Raw genomic sequence first — 26,183 nt, 5'->3', positions numbered from 1 at the left:
GGCACGGCAGCACCGGAGTTCAGCTCTGGATCTGCACGCAGAACATCACTGACCCGCTGCTTCCTGGCTGCAGGCCGACTGCCAGGGCGCTGGCCGGCGCATCACTCAGGTCCCATTGCAGGGCACCGGTCCCGCCTGGCGCCGGCTGCTGCGTCAGCTTGCAGGCCTGCAAACCAGAGGGCACCGTGCCGCAGCCAGCCGAACGGTAAACCGTGTAGGCCGGCACCGAGTCAGACAGGCGGATGGACGTCAGCGGCCCGGCCGAGTTGTTGCTGTACACCACCTGGTACTCAACGTACTGGCCTGGCTGCGCCTGGTTCACCGTGGCAAAGGGCTGGGTGTCGGCCGCCGTGCTCGGGCAACTGGCCACGCGCCGAACCTGCTTGAGCAGGCTCAACGTTCCTCCCTGGGCCGTGCCGATCGTGCTCACATCCAAGCAGCTGAGCCGGTTCACCAGGGCGCCCCAAACCGGCGCCGGCTGGTAGGTCTCCAGGGCCTGCAGCGTGCTGAGGTTGCGCGCCCCCACCCCCAGACCCGCCGGGCTGTTGACCTTGAGCAGCAGGCAAAGCTGCTGCCCCGCCTGCACGCTGACGGCCCCGGCCAGCACCGAATCGCCCGCATCGAGCCGACCGTTGCAATTGCTGTCGCTGTAGATCAGGCTGCTCCAGCGGTCAGTGCTGTCGCTGGGTTGATCGCTGCTGGAGAACGCCACACTGGCCGTGCTGCCCGCCACATAGTGATGGGCATAGAACACACTCTGCCCCGGCACCAGTTGCTGGGCGCCCTCTCCCAGCAACTGGCTCATGGCCACCTCACCGAACAGCACACCGCTGTAGCTGGTGTTCGCCACCAGCGTGAAACGCAAGGTCTGGGTCGCTGGGTTGTAGCTGCCCCCCGTGTTACCCACCTGAGCGCTGACACTCACATAGCCTGCCGGCAGCGTCTGTGTCACACACACCGGGCCCGCTGGCGCCGCACTGGTGCCCAGGGCGAACAGGCCAGCCCCGTCGGTGATGGCACTGGCATACACGGTCTTGCCGCAGTCTGTGAGTTGCAACACCACACCGCTTTGGCCGGCCTCGTTGCCGTTTTGCACACCATCGTGCGCCACGCCGCCCGTCCCTACCCCGTTGTCCAGCAGCACCTGGCCACTCAGGCTGTAGCCAATCGCCTGGTGGGAAAGCACACACACCAAGGTGGCGCCCAAGCGAACCACCGAAGCGGGCAACTCGAAGCCGTTGCCGGCACTGACGGGCACACTGATCAGGCTGGCCGGGTTCCCCGAGTTGGCCGCATTCAGGTCGACACAACTGGCGCTGACCAACGCCCAGCCGGCCGGCACGGTCTCGGTCAAACGAGTGACCACGCCCACCTGATTGAGCCCCTGCGGAGCACCGCTGACAGAGGTGCCTGCGCTCACCACACTCAGGCTCTGCGCCCCCCAGCCATTGTTGCCTGAGACGCTGTAGCTTCCGACGCCGCCGTTGGCCACCGTGAGTTGCAAGCTGAGTGGCAAGGGCGACAAAGCCGGCGTGACCGCGCAACCCAGGGGGGTGTGAGCCGTAATGCAATTGCTCGGCGTCTGCACAGCATTGCCCCCCACAGGGTCGACGGCGGCCTTGTTGACGGCTGGCACGCCGTTGGCCGCCAGCAGGGGAGTGGCGCTGATGCTGAAACCGGCGGTGCCCGTGCCCGCGGGCAGGCCTCCGGCTGGCAAGGTGATGGAGCAGGTCAACAGCTGCCCGGTGTTCAGAGCCCCGCTGGCCGCGCAACTCACCGCACTCGGGGTGACTGTCCCCGTGCTGGCAGGCGAGGCCGTGTTGAATTGAAAGTTCGGCGGCAACTGGTCGTACACCACCAGGTTGTTCACGGTAGGCCGACTGCCCGCCCCGTTGCTGAGCAACAGCGAATAGACCGCTGGCAAGCCCACGATCAGGCGACCGGGATTGGTCTTGCTCAAACTCAAAGGAGGCGCAGTGACCGTGTGAGCCAACACCGCGCACCCAGCAGGGTTGTTGGTCGCCGTGCAAGCCACTGGGTTCTGGGCGGCGTTCTGGCTGCTGGGATCGATTTGGGCCTTGTTGGTCACGGCCTGGCCGATCAACACTTCCGCCGGCGTGACCTGCAAATCAATTTGCACATTGCCCCCTGCGGGAACCCCTCCTGGCGGCAGTTGCACCGAGCAGGCTAGCAACAGGCCCGTGTCCAAGCTCGTGCCGTTGAGCACCGTGCACACCGGTGCGCTCAGCAGGTTCACCGTGCCGCCGGGGTTTGCCACCGCCCCGGCGTAGGCCATCTTGGGGGGCAGTTGCTCGTAAAAAGTCAGCGTCGGATTGCTGCCGCCGGTACCGCTGTTGCTGATGGTCAGCGTGTAAACCCCGCGAACACCGCCCATCAAGCCGGTCGTGGCCTTGCTCATGCTGAGCAGCGCTGGCAACGGTGTGATTGCCCAGGCCCCAGCCTGGCCAGCGTTGGCACCGGCGGCCAGCGCCGGAGCGCCATAAAACTGCCCACTGGCCGTGCTGTAGCACGAGGCTCCGGCAGACGATTGAGTGCCCTCGGCTGTGCGATCCCGGTGCCCCGTCCCCCCAAGACCCGCCACCGCCCCGGACCCTCCGCCACCGCCGCCACCGCCATCCAGAGTGCTTCCGAGGGATTGCCCCGCGGTGCCGGGGAGGATGGAACAACTGGCCGCAGTGGCCAAAGCCGGGGCACTGCCAGCGCCGCCGACCCACGCCGTGCTCAGGTATGCCGCTCCCTGCGCCCCGCCACCCCCACCGGCGACCAGCACAGTGGGACCGGCCGGCGAAGCCAGGGTCAGGCTGGAAGCCCCGCCGCCGCCGCCGCCACCGCCAGACGTCCCGACACCACCGCCCGTTCCGCCAGCCCCAGCAGCGACCCCCACGCCCACCCAGCCGCCAACACCGCCGGCCCCGCCCGCCGCCACCAGGCTGGACGAAGCCCCGACACCGCCGGCACCACCGACCACGCCCGAAAAGACCTGCCCGGGCATCACGTTGATGAGCGCTGTGACTTTGCCGCCAACCCCACCCGAAACCCCCAGCGTGGTCCCGTCATTTCCCCCGGCGCCGCCGCCCCCCCCCGTCAAAGAGGCACTGATCTGGTAGATGCCCGCCGGCACCGTGTACTGGAAAGTAGATGACGGTGCTGGCGTCGGAGGCGCTGTGCCCGCAGACACGGTGGCTGGCACGGTGATGGCACAACCTTTGGGGTTGCCATTGGCCACGCAATAGCTTGTCGGGCTGAGCACGGCATTGGCGCCCGATGAATCGGCTGCAGCCGTGTTCTTAAGGGCCTGCCCCAAGGCCGCAGCCTGCGGCGTGACGGTCACTTTGAATGTGCTGCCGGCTTTGGCCGCGATGCTGCCACTGACCGTGCACTTCAGCAGCTGACCCGTGCTGACTTGGCCGGCGATCACGGCGCAGGCCGCATTGCTGGCCGAAACATAGGCCACGTTGGGCGGCAACTGGTCATACACATCCACCGTCGCACCCGAGGCACCTGGTCCGTCGTTCATGACGTCGATCTGGTACTGGACAGGCACCCCGACCTGCAAGGCGCTGAAAAGGTTTTTGCCCAACCACAGGCTGGGAGCCGAGGGGGTCGGTTGACTCAGAATCGGGATGCTGGTGGAGCTGTCGGCCGTGCCGACCACCTTCACCACGTCGTTGTAGGTCAGCACATCGCCAGCCCCCAACAAGCCCAGTAGGTAGCTGGCCTCAGGCAAATAGCCGGTCGAAATCGTGGTTCCGGCAGGTGGCTTGCCGATGGCCCCCACCACGGCCTCCACACTGAAGTGAATCACCCCCTGTGACACGTTGAAGCTGTACACCGGCGGAACCTGGCCGGCTGAAATGCTGACACCCAGCGGGCTGGCCGCATTGCCGACAAATGACCGGATCGAGGCCCCATTGCCTGTGACCTTGAAATTGATGTACGGCGTGGAAGTGGCCCACAAGCCGTCGGCACCGGTCACGGGCCACTGATTGGTGAAAGCCCCCACCAATCCGATGTTGAAGACCCCCGCGTCGTTGCTCGTGTTGCAGGCATAGACCGAATTGGAGACCGCGACATCAGCGGTGGCGACCACCCCCAAAGACTGCCCCACCACTGCATTGTCAGGAATCGAAAGGCCGGTGTTTGTCAACCGCCAGCCTACCGAATCGAAGGCCCCGCACCCGCCCGCCGTCGTTCGGCTTGCCCAAGCACTGGTCGATCCGAATACAAAACCCAGTGCGACGAGTAAAAGCCCGCCATAGTTGTTTTTCATTCCATGCTCCGCGCGCATCGACATCTTGAAATCAAGCGCAAGTCGTCCTCGACACCCGGCGGTCACGATACCCGGGCGGTCATGCGGAACCGGCATATGGCGCTAGGAAGCCCGAGTCACGAGCCGAACGGCGACGATAGGAGGTTGGGTGGATCTGCAGAGACCCCACTCGGCAGCTCAAGCCTTGTCGCAGAGGCACACGGTGGAGCCATGAGTGCCCCCTGGCACCCGGTCAAGGCGGGCCCGGCGAGAACACCCCAAAAATGACGCTGAGCGGCATCCGTCTGACCACGAATGCCAAGGCGAGGTGTGCCAACGCCCGCAGGGGGCCAGGCCCCCATCCAATGGCCCCTGCGACGGGAGAAGACCCGGCGGCGTCACGCCGGCCTGAGGCTTGATTGGCAGGGTCTTCAGCGTTGGATCTGCACGCAAAAGACCACCGCACCACTGGCACCGGGCTGCAGGCCCACCGCGGCGGCTGTGGATGGGGCGTCGGTCAGCTCCCACAACAGGCCTCCTGTGCCGCCGACGGCGGGCTGCTGGAGCAGGTTGCAGGCCTGCAAACCAGAGGGCACCGTGCCGCAGCCAGCCGAACGGTAAACCGTGTAGGCCGGCACCGAGTCAGACAGGCGGATGGACGTCAGCGGCCCGGCCGAGTTGTTGCTGTACACCACCTGGTACTCAACGTACTGGCCTGGCTGCGCCTGGTTCACCGTGGCAAAGGGCTGGGTGTCGGCCGCCGTGCTCGGGCAACTGGCCACGCGCCGAACCTGCTTGAGCAGGCTCAACGTTCCTCCCTGGGCCGTGCCGATCGTGCTCACATCCAAGCGGCTGAGCCGGTTCACCAGGGCGCCCCAAACCGGCGCCGGCTGGTAGGTCTCCAGGGCCTGCAGCGTGCTGAGGTTGCGCGCCCCCACCCCCAGACCCGCCGGGCTGTTGACCTTGAGCAGCAGGCAAAGCTGCTGCCCCGCCTGCACGCTGACGGCCCCGGCCAGCACCGAATCGCCCGCATCGAGCCGACCGTTGCAATTGCTGTCGCTGTAGATCAGGCTGCTCCAGCGGTCAGTGCTGTCGCTGGGTTGATCGCTGCTGGAGAACGCCACACTGGCCGTGCTGCCCGCCACATAGTGATGGGCATAGAACACACTCTGCCCCGGCACCAGTTGCTGGGCGCCCTCTCCCAGCAACTGGCTCATGGCCACCTCACCGAACAGCACACCGCTGTAGCTGGTGCTCGCCACCAGCGTGAAACGCAAGGTCTGGGTCGCTGGGTTGTAGCTGCCCCCCGTGTTACCCACCTGAGCGCTGACACTCACATAGCCTGCCGGCAGCGTCTGTGTCACACACACCGGGCCCGCTGGCGCCGCACTCGTGCCCAGGGCGAACAGGCCAGCCCCGTCGGTGATGGCACTGGCATACACGGTCTTGCCGCAGTCTGTGAGTTGCAACACCACACCGCTTTGGCCGGCCTCGTTGCCGTTTTGCACACCATCGTGTGCCACGCCGCCCGTCCCTACCCCGTTGTCCAGCAGCACCTGGCCACTGAGGATGAAGCCCCCGTAACTGTTGGTCACCGTGCAAACCAGTGCGGCGCCGCTGCGCACCACGCTGGCGGGCAGTTCGAAGCTGTTGCCGCCGCTGATGGATGGGTTGATCACACTGGCCGGATTCCCCGAACTGGCCGCATTCTGGTCAAGGCAGCTCACGCTGCTCAACGACCAACCCGCCGGGCTGGTCAGGGTCAGTCGAGTGGCCACACCGGTTTGTGCCAGCGCCTGGGCTGCCCCCGTGACAGGTGTGCCTGCGGTGGCCACACTCAGGCTTTGGCTCGCCCAGCCATTGTTGCCTGTGAAGGTCACCGTACCCGGCACACTGCTGTTGAGCTGCAACTGCAGCAACAACAGGGGCCCCTGCACCGTGAGTGCCGGGGTCACCGCGCAACCCGCCGGCACGGCATTGGCGGTGCAACTGGCCGGATTCTGGACAGCATTGGCCCCGCTAGGATCAAGCATGGCCCTGTTGATCAGGCTTTGGCCTGCAGCCGCCAGGGTTGGCTTGACATCGATGCGGAAGTTGGCATTACCACCGACGGACCCCAACCCGGCGGGCAGAGTGACCGTGCAAGTCAGCAGTTGGCCGGTGTCCACGCTGCCGCTAGCGCTGCAACTGACTCCGCTGGGCACCACAGAGCCACCACTGGCCGGTGCTGCCCCCACGTAGGCCAGGTTGGGGGGAAGCTGGTCATAGACCTTGATGGTGGTGGGACTGGCCGCACTGTTGAGGTTGAGCAAGCTCAGGGCATAGGACGAAGTCTGATTTGCAATCAACAACGGTGGATTGGTCTTGCTGAGCACCAAGCCGCTCGGATTGGTGTACAGAACCGAGCAAAGCAAACGGGCACCAGGGGCGATATAGGCCGCAGCAATCTGAAACTCGATGTTGGGCGTCCCGGCGCCTGGATAGGGATAGAGACCCAATTGGGTGATGGCCGAAGCCGGCAGTACGCTCGGGTTGCCGCTGTCGACCGCATTGAGGTCGGTGCAGCTGTAAACCCCCGTGTAGCCCAGGTAGTTGGCTTCGCTGTTGGGATACGGCTTGGACCGGGCGTTCACAGCCACCTGGGTCAGCGTGTAGACATTCGCCAGTTCCGAGTCGAAACTGACCGCTGACGGGCCTCCAGGATCACCCGTCTTCACCAAGGCCTGCCCGTTCGTACCACCGGGGGTTGCTGTGCCATAGCCATTGGCATTGGCAGAGCCAGGGATCATCCAGGTCCCTGACCAATTGACCCCCGTGGAGGTCGACGGCGGGCCCGGTGGGCTCTTGTACGCCGCGTACCAGCTCAAGGTGCTGCGCTGGGCCAGCGTGAGGGTACAGTTGATCAGCCGATCAGCCGCGGTCGCTGCGCTGTCGAAACGGAAACTCTGGTCGCCTGCATTGAACGTGGCAGAACCCGTTGCAGGATTGCCCAGGGTGTCGGTGATGGTGCATCTGCCGCCCAGTACCAGGCGGCCTGACCCAACCACGATGCGTGCCCCCAAGCCCGTGACCAAGCCTTGTGCCGGTGTACTGCCCAGGCTTTGCGCCGGGGTTCCCAACGCGCCACCCGAGGTAGCGCCTGTGGTGACACTGGCATTGACCCAGCCCGCGCCCCCGCTGCCGCCCGCCGCGGCGCTACCACTGCCAGCGGGGTTGTTGAAGCTGGCACTCAGACCGCCACCGCCTTGGCCCACCACGGTGAAACTGACAAAAGGCTTGGGAGAGCCGATGGACAGCGCCGGAGCCACGGCACACCCCGCCAGCGGCACGCCATCGGCGGTGCAATTCTCAGGGGTCTGAGCGGCGTTGGCCCCCAAGGCATCGACCGCTGCCTTGTTGATGCTTGACGGCGCAGGGGCTTGAGGCGTGACATTGAGCTTGATGCCCACCTGCCCGCCATTGGCCGGAACTCCGCCAGCGGGCGGGTACAGGTTGCACCTGATCAATTGCCCAGCCGCTACCGTGCCCGTGGACGAACAACTGCTGGAGGCCGTCAGGGTGAGGCCGCCTGGGGGCGTGAACACGGTCATCCCGGTGTACTGCACGTTGGGCGGCAACTGATCAAACACCACGATATAGGGTGTGGTGGTCGCCGCCGTGCCGTTATTGCTGAGCACCAGGCTGTAACTGCTCGAGGCCCCGACCTGCAGGCTTGGTGGGTTGCTTTTGCTCAGGTTCAGGAAAACGCTGCCCAAAGTGACGCGGCAGCTCAGCGCGTTGCCCAAGGCGGTGGCCTTGGCATCCAGGCTCAGGCTGGTGGCCGTGAAGCTGACACTCCCCCCCGCCAGACCCGTGCAAGTGACGCCGCTGATGGTCTGGCCACTGACACTGCTGCTCAGGTTGAGCGTGGTGACGGCCGAAGCTGTCAGCGCCTGCGTCTCGCCCACCACAGGCGTGCCTGCCGTGCTGATCGTCAAGGCCTGCGTAGCCCAGCCATTGTTCCCGCTGAAGGTGTAGGTACCAGGCTGGCTGCCCTGAAGGATCAGCCCCAGGCTTCGACCGCCCACCGTCAGCGTGCCGGTGACGGCACAGCCTTGGGGGTTGCCATCGCCGATGCAGGAGCTCGGGCTGAGGGAGGGGCCCGAGCCTGTGGGATTGGTGACGGCCACATTGCGCAGCGCCAGCCCGTTCGCCGTTGCGGTGGGTCGCACGACGATCTCGAAGGACATGATGCCACCGTAAGGCACCGGTGGCAGTCGGGTGGCCTGACAGGTCAGTAACAAGCCAGTGCTCAGGGCACCCGAAGGGGTGCACCTGGTGTCGGAAAACCCGGCGCCGGCCACAGGTCGGGCCGTGATGTATTCGACATTGGGAGGCAGTTGGTCGACCACATACAGCACGGGGTCCATCAAGGTCGGGATGGTGGAGGTGGCCACATTGAGGGTGTAGGTGGCCGCGACACCGGGCACCAACTGAGGCGGGTTGGTCTTCCTCAGGCTCAAGCCCCTGGGGCCGTAGATCATCTTGCACAGAATCTTGGCCCCGGGCAGGATGTACGTGCCCGGCACCGTGAAATTGGCCTGCGGCCAGGTGAAGGGCAGGCTCCAGCTGCCACTGGGGTTGCCACTGATGCTGGCGGCCGTGTCAGTACAAACAACCTCCTGGATGCCCCAACTGCTGTCAAAGCTGCCGCCCACAAAAGTGCTGGTCGCCCCGCCGAAGCTCCCCTTGCCGTTGTAGCCCCCCATCTGGGTGTCTGTGTACAGATTGGTCAAAGGGGTGTACGCGGAGGTGTAGCCCGAGGGCGGGACACTGATCGGCCCCATGCTGGTGAGCCCGTTCGGGCTGCTGGGCCCTGCAGTGGTTGCAAAGACATAGGGCACCCCATTGTCGGACAACATGGTGATGTTCCAGGCCAAGGAAGCCGGCGCCGGTGCGGCACGGGCCACAGGGCTCATGCCCCACAGGGTGAACATCCACAGCAACAAGCCGAAAATTCGAATAGTCATCAAATCCTCACGCTGAAGTTAGCATTGAGTACATAGTCATGCAGAGCGCACCAGGGGGCGCGTTCTGCGCGAGCACCGTTCCAACTCACGGCGCAACGCCTGTGCGGAGAGCACGCGGTGAAATCGTGTTCTCATCAAACTTGAAGCGCATGCGCATGTAGGGCCCCTTGCTGGTGAACGAAGACCCACCGAGATCGGGGTCCTTCAAACCACGGAAGTTGTAGCCCGCCGACATCCACAGGTTGGGCATCAACTGATAACCACCCTCGGCCCCCAACACCAACTCCCGCGACCCGCCCCTCGTGACGGCCAGGCCCGCCTGGGCGCCGACATCCCATTCCGAGGTGATGTCGTAGGTGACCCGCCCCATCACCAACTGGGTCAGCGCACTGCTGCGCAGGGTGTCAGAACGCAGGGAACCCCACTTGATGGCATAACGGGCGCTGGCCAGCAAAGACCGGTTGGCCTGCCAGTTGGCCTGCGCACTGACGATGTGCGCCGCCAGATCGGTGACGCCAGGCACCATCAGTGAGGCGTTGCCGTTGTCGTTGCGCTGCAGTCGATGCTCGTACCGGGCGATCGCATTCCATTCGTCCTGTTCTACCGGACGGTAGGCAAAGCCAATTTGTTGGCGCTGCAGCAACGCGCTGGTTCCCGAAGGCGTTCGACTGCGCGTGTCGCTGACGATGGAGCGCGCCAGCAGGCTCCAGTCTCGGTCGATCTTGAGGGCCACACCCAGGGTATTGAGAAAGCCGTTTGAATCGGTGCCATGGCGCAGCTCCAGGGTGCCTGTGGCGCGCAAGGTGTCTTCGAGTGCGTACTCCAAGCCGCCCGTCAATGCGGTGGACGCCTGGCCTGCCACGCCGCCCAGGGCGCCGGTGTGCTCGATGCCGCCCGTGCCACGCAGGTGCTCGGTGAGCTTGAGGGTCTGACGCAAACCCATCGCCGCCTGCGCCCCTCGGCCGTCGATGGTATCCACCATGCGGTATTCGTTGAACAGGCGCCCGCCCTCGCTGTACTGGCTTTCGAAACCGATCAGGCCCACATTGTTCTGTTGGCTGGAGTTGGCGTCGTAAGGACTGTTGTACAGGCTGGAGATCAGTGCATAACGTCCATAGACGCGGGTCTTCTCGGTCAGGCGGTAATTGCCCCCCACCGCGAGCGCACGCCGCTGCGACTCATTGAGGCCTTGTTCGGCCTCGACAAAGACCTCGGCCTCCGGTACGTCGGGCACCTTGCTGGTCAAACGCCCCCGCACGCTGGTAAAGCCCAGGTTGCTGGCCGAAACGCCTGTTTGCGACATGGAAGGCCCGTTGGCCGACGAAACCGTTCCATAGTTGAACGCCCCGGCACCTTGGCCCGACTGCTGACCCGTGCGCAGGCCCAGCTCACCCACCACCATGTCACTGAGGCGTTCCTGCACGCTGACCGCCGCGCCCCGCATATTGGCCGCGGCACCGGCCACATCACTGGCACTGTAGAGTGCTTCGGCGCGAAGTTTGGTGCTGGGGCTGAGGCTGTGCTCCAGCTTCAGGTTGCCCAGGGTCTGGCCTGGTGCTGTGGTGGCATTGGGGTTGTCAAAAAATTCACTGGTCTTGGTCAACTGGACCTGCAAGCGGGTCTGCTCGTCGTCGCGGCGCAGTTCCAGGCGGGCCGCGTTGCCACTGCCTTTCAGGTCAGACTCGGTCTGCACCAGCTCAGCGGACGCCGTGGCTTTCTCTCCCAACCGGGCCAGCGCGGTGGCTGCGATCAGTTTTCGCCCTCCGTTGGGGTTGTTGTCGATGCCGGCCACGGCTCCCAACTGAAGCGCGTCATTGACTTTGCGCTGAGCGTCCACGCCGGCCACCCAGAATGGCGTGCCGCCGGCATCAACGGTGTAGCTGACGCGGATGGATTGTGGATTCAGTTCCGGGTCGAGCGAACTCACCGGGGCCTTGAGCAGCAGGGTCTTGCTGATGGGCTCGATGGTGTAGTCGACAAAGCGGGTCAGCGCGGTGGTCTTGAGCACCGTTTGCGGCTGACTGCGGTCCCGCACAAGCACTTCCACCGATTCGCTGTTGGCCACCATGTCGCCCAGACCGGGCAGGCTGAAGGGACCCGAGGTACCGTTGGCGGGGAACTCCTGGATCTGCTGTGTCAGCGTGTCACGACTGGCATAAGTGTCGACCCGCGTCGCGGCGTCCTCATAGTGGTGGCGCACGCCGCTGACAGCCCGGTTGATCTGGCTGAGTTGGCGCACCTCAGGCGAGGAGGCCGTGACAAAATCACCATACAGCAGGAAGGATCGGTTCTTGTCGATGCGCACATACAGTTTGCCCACGCTTTGGGCATCGAAGGTCTTGACTGACGAGTCACCGTACACCGGGTAGAACTGATCGGGCTGGATGTCGCGGAACATCTGCACGTTTTTCTGCTTGTCCGAGTCATAGGCTGTGGTCAACAGGTAGTCGCCACGGATCGCCCCCTTGAAGAAGAACGCCGTGCGGGCTGCCGCATGCAGATCACCCGATTGGGTGGAGAAGCTGTTGAGCTCTGACTCAAAGGCTCCACGGGCCGCGCCCCCCAGGTTGATGGCCCCCCGACCGCTGAGGTCGATCACGCCTTCCACCACCCCGATACCGGTCAGGGGACGCAAGTCGGGCAGGTAGACCAAACGGGCGCTGGCCGAGACCAGGTTCGAATTCAGGCTGATGCGGCCATCGCCAGGCGCGGTGGGCGGCAACAGGTCGAACTCGCCCTGGCCACCTTCCACCACCACCTGAACACCCGCCTCAGCGGGGTTCAGATCCTTGACGTTCCAGCGTCCTGCCGAGGTGTCCAGGTTCAACACGGTACGGGCCTGCACGGGCACGCCGGCAGCATCGACCAGGCGCACCTGGACCTTGATGGGGGTCTTGCCATCGGCCTGAGCGGTTTCGGGCACTTTCAGAAGCAGACGCGCCAGGGGCCCCGGGGCTGTGACGTTCATCGTGACACGCTCACGCGGATTGCCAAAGGTATCGAGCAACTCCGCTTCGAGTTGATTGCGGCCCGGCTTCAGTTGGACAGCCACGAACTCAAGAGCCCGCAACGCCTTGGCCTCCAGCACCACGCGCTTGCCAACGCGGCTGTCCGGCACAGCCTCTCCGTTGACCTTGAGGCTGATGCTGCCCTGCACAGCCCCTTTCACACGCAGGTTGACCTGGCGCGTCGACAACACATCCCCCTCTTTCAGGCCCAAGAAGGCGAGCGCGTTGTCCTGGTCCACCAAGACCTCCTCCAGACTTGGCTCAGCCGGTTGCTTGGCGGCGGTTGCGTCGACGGCAGAGGAGTCCTCGGGGACCACCACCACCCCAGCCACAGCCCGCTCATCGTCGGGCGGGAAAGGCGAGGTGAACGCCTGCGCCTGCTGCGTGGCCAAAGCGGCCCCAGAAGCTGACGAACCAGCCCCGGGCAGGTCGATCAAGGGACGCGGCGCAACGCTGTTGGCACGCATGGCGCCATCGCTGCCAAACTCACCGCTGGCCGGCAACGCTCGAGGTTCGGCGCGCGGCATAGGCTGTGCTTTGGGATCGAGGCGGGCCCGCAGGCGGGCTCCGGCGTCGCCCTCACGGACGGGCTGAGCCTCGATGAGTCGGCGCCGCTCTGCCACCTCGGCCAGCAGTTCGGGGGCCTCGCAGTTGTCAACCGCGAAATTGGCTTTATGCCACTCACCCTTCTTGAGATCCAGGAACTGGCTGTCGCCGACACCCGCGTGGCGGTTGGAGAGCACAGACAGGTGTGCGCCCTGGGGCAATGTGGTGGCATCGATCTTGAGGGCATGGGTCACCGGTCGCAAGCCATACAGGCTCCACTTGCCCTCGATGTCGGTGATCACACTGGTGCCATCCTCGATCATCAGGCGCACCCCCGGTATGCCCAGTTCACCTTCAGACTGGATGCCATCGCGGTTGCAGTCCAGGAAGACCTTGCCGAAAGCAAAAGCGTCGTCGGCAAACACACCGCCGCTCACCCGGACGCGCCAGGTGGCCAGGTTGGACAGGCTGCCATTGGCTGTAGCCTGGGCCTGATTGATGGCTACGCCGCTGCTGGGCACCCCGGCACCAATTCGAACGCGGTAGCGCACGGCCCACTGGCCCTGCGGAGGCAGTTCAAGGCCAGGCGCGCTGAAAATCAAGGCTGCGCCACGTGCAGGTTCGGCCACCGGCGCCCACACGGGCTCTCCTGCACTGGACGACAGCAACGCGGCGCGAGCCGACCCGGGTACATAGGTGAAGCCAGGCGGTAACTGATCCCGCACAGAAACCGTCTTCAGAGGGGAAGCACCGTTGTTCTGCAGCACCAGGGTGTAATCCAGTTGATCGCCGATCTCGGCCTGCGCGGTTGAGCCCTCTTTGCGCAGGGTGAAGCTGGTCACGCTGGGGGTGACCGCCTGCAAAATCAGGTCGACACTGGAATAGGCCCATGCGAGCACATTGGCGCTGCCAGCCCGGCTGGCCTGAGCCCTTGCGACCGTGCCACCCGCCCAGGCCCAGGCCTTGTTGCTGACCAGCGCACCGGTGGTGACAAACTCAGGCTTCAGCGTGAGCTCGACCGTGATGCTGATGGCATCGCTTTGGCCGGGCGCGAGGCCCTGTGTGCCGTTGAGCAAGTCCAGCGTGCTTGAACTTGGGAAATCCAATGGTGCCGCGCTTCCGCAATCTCCCACCCCACGACCTGTGAAGGCCGCAGACGGCGTCAGGACCCCGGTTTTGGACAAGGGGGCGGAAAGCAGACGCCATGAGGCCACCGCGCCTTCCGCTTGGCCAGTCAGGAACGTGCAGTCCAGGTTGTCAATGAGGTGCAGCGCGGGGGCGATGGCGCCACCGATGTTGCTGACACTGAGGGTGTAGTCCACCTCATAGACCCCTGCCGTGGCGGTGGGGCGCGGGCTGCTGACACTTTTGAGCAGGGCCAGTGCCGGCAACTGGGTGGGTACGGGCGTGGGCGAGCCATCGTTCGTGGGGTCTCCGTCGCCATTGACGTCCGGGTTGAAGCCGTCGACTGAATCATCACACACCGTGGTCGGCGGAAGCCCCACGGTCTGTGCACAGGCCCGGGCGCTGTTGTAAAGCAGGCCCCGACGGCCGCTGAGGTTGTACCGCACATCAAAGCGCAGGGTGAACTCGGCCCCGCGCGGCAGACTCACCTCCCCTTGCAAAAGGTTGCTGGCAGCGGTCTGGCCGGTGAAGCCTTGATTGAGCGAGCTGGCGTTGATCGGGGCCGTGGTGAACAGCAGCACCAGGCTGTTGGGCAAGACCGTGTATTGGCCGACACCCGGTACGGCATTGGGCGTGTAGCTGCCCAGTTGACTGGCCCCACTGCCTTCGATTTGATCAAGCAGGACGACCTTGGACAGGGTGTCCTGAGCGTAACTGCGCACCCGCAAGGTGAAGGACACGGTGGCCGTGCCATCCGGAGTGCCCGAGGCGTCCAGATTGACGATGGGCTGGCTGGCCTGCTTGGCCACGCCAATGCGGTCGGTGTCGAAGGGAACCTGAACGTACACCTCGTTGGAAGGCTTGAGCAAGGGAAGCGTGTCAATCGACAGCAGGACCCCTGCGATGTTGGGAATCAAGGTGCCCGGGGGCGCCACGGCCGCCCAGGCACCGCAGGCCAACAGCGACGCCAGAAGCAGGGCCTGCGTCCCACGGACACAAACCGCTCGAAACAAGATGCTCAACAAACGCCACATGGCAGGTGATTCCGATGGAGGTGCACCGGGGCGGGGTCTGACCCAGCCCCCTGCGCAACAAGGGAGGCGACACCGCACCAACCCGAGCGCCCGAGGCGGGTTGCAGCAGATGCGATGTCACGAAATTGGGGGACAGGACAGATCAGGGATCTTCCCGTCGGATGAAGGCCGGACCGGCCCCAAGTTGGAGGCCCCCGGCGCCGTCGGCGCTGGGGGCTGGATGAACACTTACTGGTTCAATTGCACGGCAAAGGTCAGCGTCATGATGCCCCCTGGGCCCATGGTCGTCGCACCGCCGCAAATCACACCCGAGGTACCTGCCTGGTGGGTCAGGCTGACCGTGCCAGTCGTGTTGGTGCTGGTGCACTGGCTGGCCGGCTGCTTGGCAGCCCAGGTGGTGTAGGCCGGCACCATGTCGTTGATCGCGACATTGCTCAGTGGAGTGGCCCCATAGTTGGTGGCCGTGATCTGGTAGATCACGCAAGTGCCTGGCTTTTGCGTCAAGGTGGCCGTGGTGAACACGGTGGCGGAGCCTGTGCAAGCCAAATCGGCCGCCTGGGTCTTGACCACCACCAGTTGCTTGGCGGTCTGCACGGTGGTGCTGTCCACGTTGCTGACGGTTCCGCAGTCGTCGCCGGGCGCGGGGTTGTCAGTCACGGTGAGCGTGGCATTGTTGATGTAGCCATCCGAGACACCCGCAGGCGCGGTCACCGTCAAACGGATCTTCCATTGCTTGCCCGCCAGCAACTGCGGAACGGTGCCCGTGGTGCCGATGGGGGTGGTGGTGCCCGTCGCATCATCAATGTAGGCCAGCGCATAGCTCCAGCCAGCCGACACGTCGGTCGTCAGCATGCCGACGGCCACCTTGAAGCCGCCAGTACCGCAAGTTTGCGTCCCGACGTTGCTCAAGGTATGCAGATAGACCACCGAACCGGGTGTGGCCACCTGACCGGTCTGGCTGGAAGTCAGCAGCAGCTTCTTGAACTTGGCGGGCTTGACCTCCACAGCATCCTGCAGCACGTCGCTGACGATGATGCCGGTCGATGCCGCAGCGCTCGAGATCGCCTGGAAGTAGATCGGCTGGATCACATCCGTGGTGGCTGTGGTGGCCGGGGTCACGCAGGCCATGACCTGCAGTTGAGCGCCCGCAGCTACCGCCACCGGTTGGGTCAACTGAGCGGGCATGGTGGTCGCCGGCGGCGTCGGCACGCAGGAGGTGCCGGCGGCATAGTAGGTGACCGTCCACGACGCAGGCAGATTGCCTGGGAAGGCTGCGCTGGAACTCGCGTTCAGCCGGTAGGTGTTGTCCTTCGAGTCGGTGTTCTTGATGAACAGCGGGAAGCCCACAGGGACGCCCGGGGTGGTCCCGAGGGTCATGGTCGGGCTCGGGCTGGGGCCCGCACCGAGGTCACCATTGCCCAACAGACCCGAGCCCGTGCCGGCGGCCGTGTTGGTCAAATCGACCCCGGCGACCAGCACCACTTTGCCCACCTGGTCCCAGACCGAGTCCAGCACGGTGAGACCGCCAGCCGCCGAAGTGGCCGTGATCAGCACGTTGTACGGCCCGCTGCCCACGACGGCATCAGGCGGCAGAATGGCCTTGACCACCACCACGTAGCTGGTCCCCGGGTCCAGAGGACCGGTATCGGGGACGCCGTCGTTGTTGGTGTCCAGCAAAGGGGTCAACCCGTCTGACTTGAACAGATCGAATCGGGTACCTGCCGGGTAAGGGCTTTGTGCCGGATCGGTCGCTGCCTTGATGTTGAACGAATCAACCGCATTGCCGGTGTTGACGATGTAGTTGTTGAAACGCACCGAACCATTGGGGGTCACGGTCGCTTGGGTGACCAGGTTGTTCTGGGCGGTCGAGATCGCCGGAGGCGTGCTCGCATCCTTCACCGGGTTGGTATCAATGCTGGCAGCGACGACACCGTAGATCACCGAAGGCGAGAACGGAACCTTGTTGGTCGGCGTGGTGGTGCAGCTGTCGCCCGCAGAACCCGCGGTGGGGCAATCACCCGAGCCGTAGTAAGCCACGTTGGCCGTGTTCGAGCCATCGGGCTTGGCCGTGTTGTTGACCAACACGACAAAACTCAAAGTGCCTTGCTGGCCGACGGCGACGTTGGCCACCGTGGCGCGCACGGTGCTGCCGTTCACGCTGTAGATCACCGCGCCCGAGTTGGCGGGCTCAGCCAATGCAACACCGCCGTTGCCGCTCCAGACGGCAGAACCAGTGACGTAAGTCAGGCCGGTAGGCAAGGTATCCCGGACCGAGAACGCGCCGGCCTTGGCGCCTGTGTTGCTGAAGCTGATGGTGTAGACCGCGTAGGTACAGCCAGGGGCCGAACCCAGGGCCGCCGACCAGGTGGTCGAGCAGCTTGCCGCAGACGGTGGGCCACCGGTGATGGCTTTGGGCCAATCAACGCCGCCAGGTGCTTTGACACCGGGCAGGCTCAAGGACTTGGTGACCGAGAAGGCGGTACCGTCGGTCAGGTTGACCGTGTCCAGGTTGGTGACAGTGAGGTTGCTGGACGGATAGAGCGAGGGGGTCCCTGCCGCAGCCGTGACGGTCGCCTTGCTGGTCCATGTGCCAGTGGCTGTCGAGGGCACAGAGTAGGCCACCACAAAACGGAACACGCCACCATTGCCGGCCACTGTCTGATCAAAGCCTGTGGTACAGACCGTGGCGATGTCCGAGGCGCACAGCGCTGTCCCTGACGGCAAACCGGTACCGTTGGCATCTGCGTAAATGGCGATCTTGGTGAAGGGCGGCGCGCCGGCCAAGGTCTCTGCCACGCTCAACCTGAACTTGTCAGAACCGTTGCCGGTGTTGGTCAAGGTGTGAGGCATGTAGACTGTGTTGCCAGCCGACGCTGATTTGGTGTTGGCGTCCACCAGGGTGAAAGCCCCCACCTGCTGAACCACCGTCAAGGCGTTGTTGGATTTGGACTCCTGCTGAGTCCCACCCGAGTCGATGTAGCGCGCGAGCGCCTGATTGCCAATTTCAGTCCCCGCCTCGGGTGGTGCGGCGTAGGCTGAACCCAAGGTGACCAAAGAGCCCAGAACCAGGGTGCCAACCCAGTTCATGAAACTCTTGCGGCCACCACCATGTGGACCAGAGTTGATTTTCAAAATAACCTCCTGCGTCGGCCCTGGTTCAAAGTAGCTGAAATATCACGCCACCCAATTTCTCACAGGCGAGCGACATCAAAGCAATTCATCAATTGCCCAAATACCTTGAACCAAAGCCGACTTGAAGAAAAATCCCTGTCACCAGTGAATAGCAACAGGAAGAGGACACCCACACGCCGACCACTCGGCCTATGAAGATGAGATGTTTTGGATTGATCCTCAGAGAATCGGATCAATCCATGATGGGATTATTTTCGAGAGATCGGGACGGCCTGGGCTGAATCCGATTTGACAGCAGGTTTGAACGACTCAAGCTGAGCGCGTGCAGAGACAGTTTGCGTGGCGCCGGGCGCCAACTGGCCCAACTCCCACTTGAGCGAGCGGTACTGCGCGTAGGGAACGGGTTCGACCTGAACACGGCCGTTGACACGCACCTGATGGGTCAGAGGTTCGGCCGCATAGGCCCCACTGGCAGTGGCGGACAGGGCCTTGCCCGGTCCTGGCCGGGCGGTTTTTGGGAGGTACTCCATGCCTTCTGGAATGGGCAGGATGGCCTGAAGGCCTGAGACAGGTTTGGCGTCCTGATTGGTGTAGGTCGCACGGTATTCAATCACGTCACCCGGCTTGATGGATGGGGCATCCATCAGGGTTTCCTTTCCATTCTCCAAGGTAACCACTTTGTATTGGTCGAGTCGCACCTTGATCGGGGAGGCCTTGACGCTCGCGGCTGTATCAACAGGTTTGGAAACAGGCTGAGCCCAGATTACAGGCTGGAAACCTGCCAACAAAAAAGCCACCAGGAATCTCTTGATGAAAGCATCCAATCCCGAATGACGCATATTCAAAAACATAGATAAACCTTCTTTGCGATAAACATTGACAACGCAACCGAGTGGCCACAACCGTAAAACCATTTGTTGCGTGTGTAATCTTAATAGTGCCCTTGGGACGTCAATGTAGGAGAAGGCCGCAGATTGCTATGTGAATATTTGAATCAATATGAAAGCATTTCCAATGAAATCACCGTGAATTTCGCACACATATGGAAGAAATGACATCAAAAGGGTCGATAAATCGCATCAACGGCAGTGCAAATATATGCTCTGGATGCAACTGATACGTCGCAAAACATCATTACGTCCAGCTTACGGCATGCGCCTCGGCCAGCCTGGCGCACGCTTCAGCCCCCTCCAAGGGAGGCGGATCAGACTGGTAAGCGGTGCATGGGCAAGGGCGCGAATCCGTGGTTCAGCGGGCCATGCCCTCGCCCTGTCTGCACGAAGGCGCCCGCCTCGATGGCTTGAAGAACATAAGACCTGGCGGCACGGACGGCCTGCGGCAGGGTCTGCCCCAGCGCCAATTGGCAGGCGATTGCGGAAGACAGCGTGCAGCCCGTGCCGTGCACGTTCGCACCCACAATGCGACGGCTGGCCAGGTGCAGGTGCTCACCGTCTGCTGTCAACAGCAGGTCGACCACCTCGTCTCCCGGGAGGTGCCCTCCCTTGAGCAGCACGGCCTGTGCCCCCAGCCCGATCAGCCGCTGCGCTGCGGGCAGCAGTTGTGCTGCCTCAGTGATGCGTTGCCCGAGCAGGCACTCGGCCTCATCGAGGTTAGGGGTCACCAGTGCGGCACAGGGGAATAGCCTCTCGACCATCACGGAAACCGTCTCTTTGGCCATCAACAGGTCACCACTTGTCGCCACCATCACAGGGTCGACCACCACCTTCCCCCAAGCGTGACGTTGAATGGCAGCCACCACCGCGTGCACCAACTCGGGCGTGGCGAGCATGCCCGTCTTGACGGCGTCAATGCCGATGTCCTCAGCCACGGCGTCGATTTCCTGGACCAGGTGCTCGACGGGTACGGGGTGCACAGCGCGTACACCCTGGGTGTTTTGCGCTGTGAGCGCCGTGATGGCAGTCATGCCATAACACCCGTGGGCCGCCATGGTCTTGAGATCGGCCTGGATGCCGGCGCCGCCGCCGCTGTCGGATCCAGCGATGCTCAGCACGCGCACATATCGGCAAGGTTGGGGCGGCAAAACGCTGGCAAGAGGCGAGGCCGGGGCGGCATGGAAGGTCATGAAACGAAGGTCGATAGAGCCCAAAGTAACCGATTATGGCCACCGCAAGTCCCTCGGATCGGATGCCAAAGCACTGGCCCGATTGGCGGGAGGATCACCCGTTGCATAATTCGGGCGCGGATGAAACAGGGGTGCCTGTCGGAGGTTCATGCGGCGCGAACAGCGCTGTATCGACTTTGACCTGGCTGAGAAAGACCCTCATGACCCGATCCAGATCATGCTGGCGTGGGAAGTTTCAAACATCAACGACGCGTGGCCTCGTTTCGTCCTCACCCCCTGTATCCAGGTAAAGGACTGACGACATGCCCCCTCTGAACGCCCCAGGCCATCGCTTCTCAGCGACTTCGCCCCTGGTCCCAATTTCGCGATCGCCTTCGACCTGCCCTACCGTCCTGCAACCGGGCGGCAAATCGCCATGCTGATCCGACGTCACCAGAAGGTCATCATCCTGGGAGCCGGACTGATGGGCCGCTTGCTGGGCCTGCAATTGCTGCGTGCTGGCCACCCAGTGACCCTGCATGATGCTGCAGGGCCTGACGCCGATGGGTCCGCAGCCCGTGTGGCGGCGGCCATGCTGGCTCCGCTGGCCGAGTCCGCGATCACCGAACCCTGCGTCGTGCGCATGGGCCAGTACGCCCTGGAGCGCTGGCCCGAGTTGCTGGCGCTGTTGCGTCGTCCTGTGTTCTTTCAGCGTGCAGGCACACTGGTCGTCTGGCACCGTCAGGACCGGGCTGAAGCGGCGCGCTTCGAAGGTCTGCTCCGCTCAACCCAGCAGGCGGTACCAGGCCTGCCTGAGCTGCTGCGCCTGGATGCCAATGATTTCGCCCAGCACGAGCCAGCCCTTGCCCAGCGGTTTCACCAGGGCCTGCTCCTGCCCGGCGAGGGGCAACTCGACAATCGAGGCCTGCTGCAATCCCTGCTGCACGAGTTGGAACAGGAAGGCGCCAGGATGCACTGGCAAAGCCCGCAAACACCGGCTGACTTCGAATGGGATGAAGACAGCTTTGTCATCGACTGTCGCGGCATGGGGTCGCGTCCTCAATGGCCAGGCCTGCGCGCCGTGCGCGGCGAGGTGGTGCGCCTGCATGCCCCTGAGGTGAGTCTGGCCCGCCCCACCCGCTTGATTCACCCCCGCTACCCGATCTACATTGCCCCCAAGCCTGACCACGTATTTGTGGTGGGCGCGACCGAGATCGAAAGCGATGACAACAGCCCGGCCAGCGTGCGCTCGACCCTGGAGTTGTTGAGCGCCGCCTACACCGTGCACCCCGGCTTTGCCGAGGCACGCATTCTGGAGCTCAACACCCAGTGCCGCCCCACCCTGCCTGACAACCTGCCCTGCCTGAGGCGTTGCGGGCCCCGCTTGGTGCAGATCAACGGCTTGTACCGGCATGGCTTCATGATTTCGCCCGCCCTGGCGGATGTCGCCATGGCCTGGATGACCCAGGGCGATACCCAACTGGCCGAACGGCTGGGGGTGAACTTGGACCACGCGGCCCCATCCCGGCCCTGCCTTGCACAAGCCCACTGAGCCCATGGACATCGAAATCAACCAACGCCCCGTGCAATGGCCCGAAGAAGGCACCCTGGCAGAGCTGCTGAGCCACCAGGGTTTCACCCCCCCCTTCGCGGTGGCAATCAACACGCGCTTCGTGCCGCGGTCGGCCTATGCCCAAACCCGCTTGCAAGCGGGCGACCGCGTCGAAGTGATCACCCCAGTCACCGGAGGCTGAACCATGACCCCATCCATCACTCCCCCCCATGATCCGCTGATCCTCTACGGACAATCATTTGAGAGCCGGCTGATGCTGGGCACGGCGCGCTATCCCTCGCCAGCCACCCTGGAAGCCGCAGTACGCATGGCCCGGCCAGCGATGCTGACCGCCTCGCTGCGACGGCAGGCCAGTGCGGGCACGGGCACGGGCGCAGGCGCTGCCCAGCACAATGACTTCTGGCGGCTGCTTCAACAGCTGGGGGTTCCCGTTTTGCCCAACACCGCCGGCTGCCATACGCCCCAGGAAGCCATCACCACGGCCCAGATGGCCCGTGAGGTGTTTGAAACCGACTGGATCAAGCTGGAGCTGATCGGTGACGACTACACCTTGCAGCCTGACACGCTGAACCTGGTCCCGGTGGCCGAACAACTGATCCGCGATGGTTTTCGCGTGCTGCCTTACTGCACCGATGACCTGGTGCTCTGCCAGCGCCTGGTCGACGTCGGATGCCAGGCCGTGATGCCCTGGGCAGCCCCCATTGGCACCGGCAAGGGCCCGATCAACCCCAGTGCTTTGCAAACCCTGCGCGAGCGACTGGATGTGCCGCTGATCGTCGACGCCGGCCTGGGGCGGCCTTCGCACGCCTGCACCGTGATGGAATGGGGGTTTGACGCCGTGCTGCTGAACACGGCCGTGGCATTGGCCCATAACCCTGTCCAGATGGCCGGCGCCTTCGCCCAGGCCGTGACCGCCGGGCGACAAGCCCGCTTGGCCGGCACCATGCAGGCCCAGGACAACGCCCAACCCAGCACCCCAGTGCTGGGTACTCCATTCTGGCACCACGCCTGAGCACCATGACACACCCCTCCCCCCCTGAACTGCTGGCCCAGGCCATCCTGAGCACCCACCAGGCTCGCTTCGGCGGGCCTGGCCGACTGCCACCCGCCCCCGTGTCGCCTGAATGGCCGCCCTTGCAGCAGGCCGCCTGGCAAGCCTGCAGGGCCCTGGGTTTCATTGACATCGACGCCCATTGCCTGGCCCGGGCCTGGCAGTCACGCGCCGAACGCACCGGGCAATGCGACGATCTGAGTTGGCCCGACCAGCCACAGGACTTCGGCCTGGGCCGCTATCCCACCGACCGGCCCGCGTTTGCGCCCTGCCCTCGGGCGCTGGGGCTGTATGTGGTGGCACCGGATGCCGACTGGATCGCACGCCTGGCCCACATGGGCATCCCCACCTTGCAACTGCGCTTCAAATCTCAAGACCTGTCGGCCGTGCGTGCAGAAATCAAGGCCGCCATCGCCGCCGTCCAGGGCACCGATATTCGACTTTTCATCAATGACCACTGGCAAATCGCCCTCGATGAGGGCGCCTGGGGCATTCACCTGGGTCAGGAAGATCTGTCAGATCTGGCTGATACGGACCTGGTGGCCATGCGTGACGCCGGAGTGCGCCTGGGAGTCAGCACCCATGGCTACGCCGAAATGGTGTTGGCTGATCAGGTCCGCCCCAGTTATATCGCCATGGGCGCGGTCTATCCCACCACCTTGAAAGCCATGCCCACTGCGCCTCAGGGCATCGCCCGCCTGATGGCGTACGCCGATTTGCTGAACCGCCAGCAGCCTCCCTACCCCCTGGTGGCCATCGGCGGCATTGACCGCGCTCGCCTGCCCGAGGTTTTGCCCAGCGGGGTCGGCAGTGTGGCCGTGGTGCGCGCCGTCCTGGCCGCCGCCAATCCCCAAGCCGAAGCACAGGCTTTCATCCAGGCCATGAAAGGCTCGGCCGCCGAGACTTGACGGCCTGTTTACAATGCCGCCATCTCGCTGTCACATTGACCGCGAGGCCGCTAGGGGTGTCCCGGAGGTTTGCCTCCAGGACTGAGAGAGTCCCTTTGAACCTGATTGAGATCATCCTCGCGCAGGGAAGCCCGACGTGCCGGCCGCAGCATTGCCCATGCCTGCGAGCCCCGCCACACGACTGCTTTGCGCCAGGATCACGGAAGCCGAACCATGACCTGCCGACACCGTTACCCCACATCCCCCTTGACGCCTTGCGCCATCGCGGCCTTGCTGCTGATGGGGCCATTGGCCTGGGCACAGGATGCCAGTCTTCAACCCGTTGTCGTGAACGAGCGCAGCTCGGCGCCCGTGGCCGACGTGACGGGCTTCGGGGATGTGCCAGTCCGTGAGGTACCCGCGTCGGTCACGGTGATTGGCCGGGAGCAACTTGACGCCCTCGGGGCGCGCCGGCTGGCCGATCTGACCACCCTCGATGCCTCGGTCACCGATGGCTACAACGCACCGGGTTATTGGGATTTTCTGACCATTCGCGGCTACACGCTCAACCAAAATTACAACTACCGGCGCGAGGGCCTGCCGATCAGCGCCGAAACCGTGATCCCGCTCGACAACAAGGATCGCATCGAAATCCTGAAGGGCACCAGTGGCATCCAGGCCGGGACCAGCGCGCCTGGCGGCCTCGTCAATTACGTGGTGAAACGCCCCACCGAAACGCCCTTGCGCGAATTGACTCTGGGCCTCAGCGAACGGGGCACCCGCATGATGGCGATGGACCTGGGCGGCAGGACCGAGAACAAGGTGATCGGCTACCGGCTCAACGTTGCCCATGAGGACATGCGCCCCCTGGTCGATGCCACGAACGGTCACCGTGATCTGTTCGCCTTGGCATTGGATGCCCGCGTCAGCCGCAACACCTTGGTCGCGGGCGAATTCGAATGGAGCAGCCTGACACAGCCCAGCGTGCCCGGACAAAGCCTGTTGGGTAACCAGTTGCCGGCGGTGGGTGACCCCAACGTCAACTTGAACAATCAGCCCTGGTCCAAGCCCAACCACTTTGACAGCCTCACCGGCACGCTGCGGGTCGACCAACTGATCAACGAAACCTGGAGCTGGCAGGCCCAGTACGGGCGCCAGAAGCTCAAGAGCGACGACCGCCTGGCCTACCCCTTTGGTTGCAGCGACCCGGTCAGTGGCGCCTACTATGCGGATCGATATTGCCCATCCAGCAGCACCGGCAAGACCAACGTGGGCCTGGCCGACATCTACCAGTTTGAAAGCAACAATGAGCGGCGCAGCCAGCAGGCGGCTCAGTTCAAACTGCTCGGCAATGTGCGCTGGGGTAGCGTGCAGCACCAGGTCAGCACCGGCCTGTTGCGCAGTGTGCTGAACAACCGCTTCGGCTTCCAGGCCGATGCCTCGGCGCCCGTGGGCCAGGCCACCACCGACGGACAAACCCGCATCCCCAGCCCCAATCCGCCCCTGGCCTTCATCACCCCCAACACCAACCGGGACGAATACTCGACCGAAGTGTTTGTGCAGGACATGGCGCGCTGGACCCCTCGTTTTGTGACCTGGGCGGGGCTGCGCCACACCGAGCTGGATCGTCACAGCATCCAGACCGACGGCGGGCAGGAAACCCGCTATCGGCAAAGCTTCAACAGCCCCTGGCTCGGCGCCAGCTATGACCTGGGATCGGGGTTGTCGCTGTACGGTAGTTGGGGACGGGGGACAGAATCCGCAGTCGCCCCCAACCGGCCCTACTACGCCAACGCAGGCTCGGCCATTCCAGTAGCGGTCAGTACCCAGAAGGAAATCGGGTTCAAACAGGCCCTGACCCAGGGCGCCTGGCAAGTGAACTACTTCGACATCCGCAGACCCGCCTTGTATGAAACCCAGTTGGCTGGGACGGCAGGTGCCAACACGGCCCAGCTCTGCCCCACCAGCGCCAGTGATTGCCGGGTGCAAAGCTTTGACGGCGACGCCCACCATCAAGGACTGGAGCTGTCTGGCGACCATCGCATGGGCGCCTGGCGCCTGGGCGGAAGTGCCATGTGGCTACGTGCCGTGCGCGACAGCGCAGATGCGAGCCTCAATGGCCACGCGCCCACCAACGTGCCCTCACGGGTGCTGCGCCTGCGCGCCGACTACACAGTGGCCCAGTTCCCAGGTTTGACCGTGGGCGGTGGCCTCAGCCACGAGGGACCACGCAAGGTGATTGACAACAGTGCCGAGCAGGTGTCGCTGGCCTCTTGGACCCGGGTTGACGCCCTGCTGAGTTTTCAACAGAAGCTCTCGCCAGAAACCCGAACGCTCTGGACTTTGGGCGTGACCAATCTGTTCGACCGCCGCTACTGGCGTGAATCGCCAACCAGCTACGGGCACCTCTACCTGTACCCCGGTGCGGCAAGAACTTGGCGTCTGACGATGAAAACAAGCTTCTGAGTTCTCAAGCCCTATTTTTT

11 protein-coding genes and 1 riboswitch are annotated in these 26,183 nt (G+C 64.1%); of the genes, 5 read left to right on the top strand and 6 right to left on the bottom strand.

Going from position 1 to position 26,183, the window contains the following annotated elements:
* Window positions 1-19 precede the first annotated feature (19 nt).
* From AC3WUT_RS01235 to thiD, 6 genes are all read right to left on the bottom strand, one after another.
* Window positions 20-4,129 (bottom strand): prealbumin-like fold domain-containing protein, encoded by a 4,110-nt coding sequence (locus tag AC3WUT_RS01235; RefSeq protein ID WP_492345238.1) that lies wholly within the window; start codon window positions 4,127-4,129, stop codon window positions 20-22.
* A 572-nt stretch (window positions 4,130-4,701) separates the two neighbouring features.
* Complete coding sequence (locus AC3WUT_RS01230; protein WP_492345237.1) at window positions 4,702-9,279, bottom strand: prealbumin-like fold domain-containing protein; 4,578 nt, start codon at window positions 9,277-9,279, stop codon at window positions 4,702-4,704.
* An 85-nt stretch (window positions 9,280-9,364) separates the two neighbouring features.
* On the bottom strand, window positions 9,365-14,992 hold the full coding sequence (locus AC3WUT_RS01225) for a DUF11 domain-containing protein (RefSeq protein ID WP_492345236.1): 5,628 nt from the start codon (window positions 14,990-14,992) through the stop codon (window positions 9,365-9,367).
* Between the two features lie 228 nt (window positions 14,993-15,220).
* Entirely contained in the window at window positions 15,221-18,079 is a 2,859-nt protein-coding gene (locus tag AC3WUT_RS01220) for a hypothetical protein (protein ID WP_492345235.1), read from the bottom strand.
* Window positions 18,080-18,372: 293 nt separating this feature from the next.
* Window positions 18,373-18,975, bottom strand: a complete 603-nt coding sequence (locus AC3WUT_RS01215) for a hypothetical protein (RefSeq protein ID WP_492345234.1) — start codon at window positions 18,973-18,975, stop codon at window positions 18,373-18,375.
* A gap of 353 nt (window positions 18,976-19,328) precedes the next feature.
* Window positions 19,329-20,207, bottom strand: a complete 879-nt coding sequence (gene thiD / locus AC3WUT_RS01210) for a bifunctional hydroxymethylpyrimidine kinase/phosphomethylpyrimidine kinase (RefSeq protein ID WP_492345233.1) — start codon at window positions 20,205-20,207, stop codon at window positions 19,329-19,331.
* 117 nt (window positions 20,208-20,324) lie between these two features.
* A riboswitch (TPP riboswitch) is annotated at window positions 20,325-20,456 on the top strand.
* Window positions 20,457-20,622: 166 nt separating this feature from the next.
* Between thiD and AC3WUT_RS01205 the strand changes: the two genes are divergently transcribed.
* From AC3WUT_RS01205 to AC3WUT_RS01185, 5 genes are all read left to right on the top strand, one after another.
* On the top strand, window positions 20,623-21,738 hold the full coding sequence (locus tag AC3WUT_RS01205; protein ID WP_492345232.1) for an FAD-dependent oxidoreductase: 1,116 nt from the start codon (window positions 20,623-20,625) through the stop codon (window positions 21,736-21,738).
* Between the two features lie 4 nt (window positions 21,739-21,742).
* On the top strand, window positions 21,743-21,940 hold the full coding sequence (gene thiS, locus AC3WUT_RS01200; RefSeq protein WP_492345231.1) for a sulfur carrier protein ThiS: 198 nt from the start codon (window positions 21,743-21,745) through the stop codon (window positions 21,938-21,940).
* A 3-nt stretch (window positions 21,941-21,943) separates the two neighbouring features.
* Window positions 21,944-22,771 carry a thiazole synthase gene (locus AC3WUT_RS01195; protein WP_492345230.1) on the top strand — a complete coding sequence of 276 codons (828 nt, stop codon included), beginning with the start codon at window positions 21,944-21,946 and terminating at the stop codon, window positions 22,769-22,771.
* A gap of 5 nt (window positions 22,772-22,776) precedes the next feature.
* Window positions 22,777-23,718, top strand: a complete 942-nt coding sequence (locus tag AC3WUT_RS01190; RefSeq protein WP_492345229.1) for a thiamine phosphate synthase — start codon at window positions 22,777-22,779, stop codon at window positions 23,716-23,718.
* Between the two features lie 213 nt (window positions 23,719-23,931).
* The gene (locus AC3WUT_RS01185; protein ID WP_492345228.1) at window positions 23,932-26,163 is read left to right on the top strand and encodes a TonB-dependent siderophore receptor; all 2,232 of its coding nucleotides are present in this window, start codon (window positions 23,932-23,934) and stop codon (window positions 26,161-26,163) included.
* The last annotated feature ends 20 nt before the right edge of the window (window positions 26,164-26,183 follow it).

The sequence above is a fragment of the Curvibacter sp. EU05-FHT14A10 genome (assembly GCF_058791075.1).
Note: the sequence above shows the minus strand (reverse complement) of the source record. Positions and strands in the feature narration are given on the sequence as shown.

Coding starts and splice junctions, on each gene's coding strand:
- AC3WUT_RS01205 (WP_492345232.1), top strand. CDS start 20,623: ATGCTGATCCGACGTCACCAGAAGGTCATCATCCTGGGAGCCGGACTG.
- AC3WUT_RS01215 (WP_492345234.1), bottom strand. CDS start 18,975: ATGTTTTTGAATATGCGTCATTCGGGATTGGATGCTTTCATCAAGAGA.
- AC3WUT_RS01220 (WP_492345235.1), bottom strand. CDS start 18,079: ATGAACTGGGTTGGCACCCTGGTTCTGGGCTCTTTGGTCACCTTGGGT.
- AC3WUT_RS01195 (WP_492345230.1), top strand. CDS start 21,944: ATGACCCCATCCATCACTCCCCCCCATGATCCGCTGATCCTCTACGGA.
- AC3WUT_RS01190 (WP_492345229.1), top strand. CDS start 22,777: ATGACACACCCCTCCCCCCCTGAACTGCTGGCCCAGGCCATCCTGAGC.
- AC3WUT_RS01185 (WP_492345228.1), top strand. CDS start 23,932: ATGACCTGCCGACACCGTTACCCCACATCCCCCTTGACGCCTTGCGCC.
- thiD (WP_492345233.1), bottom strand. CDS start 20,207: ATGACCTTCCATGCCGCCCCGGCCTCGCCTCTTGCCAGCGTTTTGCCG.
- AC3WUT_RS01230 (WP_492345237.1), bottom strand. CDS start 9,279: ATGACTATTCGAATTTTCGGCTTGTTGCTGTGGATGTTCACCCTGTGG.
- thiS (WP_492345231.1), top strand. CDS start 21,743: ATGGACATCGAAATCAACCAACGCCCCGTGCAATGGCCCGAAGAAGGC.
- AC3WUT_RS01225 (WP_492345236.1), bottom strand. CDS start 14,992: ATGTGGCGTTTGTTGAGCATCTTGTTTCGAGCGGTTTGTGTCCGTGGG.